Origin of the sequence: Xanthomonas axonopodis, assembly GCF_001304695.1 — a bacterium.
Classification (GTDB): Bacteria; Pseudomonadota; Gammaproteobacteria; order Xanthomonadales; family Xanthomonadaceae; genus Xanthomonas; species Xanthomonas axonopodis.
Genome location: NZ_JFAQ01000295.1, coordinates 1 through 1414 on the forward strand (window position 1 = coordinate 1; position 1414 = coordinate 1414).

Annotated in this window: 2 protein-coding genes and 1 pseudogene; 1 reads left to right on the plus strand and 2 read right to left on the minus strand. The window is 64.4% G+C overall.

The window, feature by feature from the left end:
* A partial coding sequence (locus XAXN_RS19830; protein ID WP_209018953.1) for a cation:proton antiporter occupies nucleotides 1-735 on the minus strand: 735 nt, incomplete at its 3' end.
* Nucleotides 736-827: 92 nt separating this feature from the next.
* A pseudogene (locus XAXN_RS19835) lies at nucleotides 828-1232 on the minus strand (DUF3471 domain-containing protein); the annotation flags it as partial.
* Nucleotides 1233-1279: 47 nt separating this feature from the next.
* Here XAXN_RS19835 and XAXN_RS23755 point away from each other — a divergent pair.
* A partial coding sequence (locus tag XAXN_RS23755; RefSeq protein WP_425511889.1) for a DUF3471 domain-containing protein occupies nucleotides 1280-1414 on the plus strand: 135 nt, incomplete at its 3' end.

A 1414-nucleotide genomic window follows, 5' to 3' on the forward strand; every position in this document is an offset into this window, starting at 1 on the left:
CCACGCCAACACACTGCTGCTCAGCGGCTGGCCGGGCACCACATGATCTGCCAGCCGCTTGAGCAGATGCCGGCCGACGAAAATCATGAAGACCGCATAGCCGATGCCGCCGCCGATGGCCAGGTAGGCACTGCCCCAACTGCCGCCGAAACTGGCCAGCACCACGGCCAAAATGCACCACGCTGCGGCATCGTCGAACGCGCCGGCGGTCAGCGCCAAGGTGCCCAACGGGCTATTGGTCAGACCGCGTTCGTGGATGATGCGCGCCAGCATCGGGAAGGCGGTGATTGCAATGGCCGCGCCCAGGAACAGCGACGCTTCGGCCAGCTTGGCCTTTTCCGAAAACAGGCCTTCCACGTTGATCAACCACGGGCACATGGCAAACGCGAGCAGGAACGGCACCGCGATGCCCGCCATCGACACGCTCATGGCGCTGCGATAGCGCGCGCGAAAGTGGTCGCCGCGGAAATCGGTTCCGACCAGAAACATGTACAGGCCCACGCCGAACTGCGCGAACACGTACAGCACGTCCATGGTCTGCTTGGGGAACAAAGCCGCCTGCGCGCCTGGCGCCAGCATGCCGAACAACGAGGGCCCCAGCATCACACCGGCAATCATTTCACCGACCACCTGCGGTTGCCAGAAGCGCTTGGCCAGCATGCCGACCAGCCGGCACACCAACAAAATCGCAGCAGCCTGCAAAAAGAAGTACACCGACATCTGCGGAGTGGTCATGCGTGCGGCAACATCCGTGGAAAGTGCGCAGATCGTAACCGGACCTGCCGCACTTCGATAGCGCGCGGCTGCCGATGGCTAACGGAGCCCATCTACGTGCTTGGGCCCGCCAGGCGCAGAGGCCATCCGCGCTTGCCTGCATCATTTGCCCGCAGCGGTCTCGCCGGCACCGGCGTCAGCACCAGGTCCTGGAAATCAAAGCTGAAATCGGTCAGCGGCGAAATCGGCTCCATGCGCATCTCGCGCACCGCGCCATCCGGGGTCAGCGCAAAATTGACGAAGGCATCGGCATTCAAGGAGCGGTCGTCCCAGCGCACGATGAAGCTGTCGTGCTGCCAATGCTCCAGCGTGCCCACCAACTGGGCGGTCTTGGCGAACTGCAGGCGCAGCCGCTTGCCGTCCTGGACAATCACGACATCGCCGTACCAGGGGTCGCGATAGGTGGTCGCGTAACTGCGCAGCGGCAGCGACGGCGCGGACCGCGCCGTCGCTGCCGCTGCGCAGTTACGCGACCACCTATCGCGACCCCTGGTAGGGCGATGTCGTGATTGTCGAGGCCGGCAAGCGGCTGCGCCTGCAGTTCCCCAAGACCGACCAGTTGGTGGGCACGCTGGAGCATTGGCAGCACGACAGCTTCATCGTGGGCTGGGTCAGCCGCTCCTTGAATGCCGACGCCTTC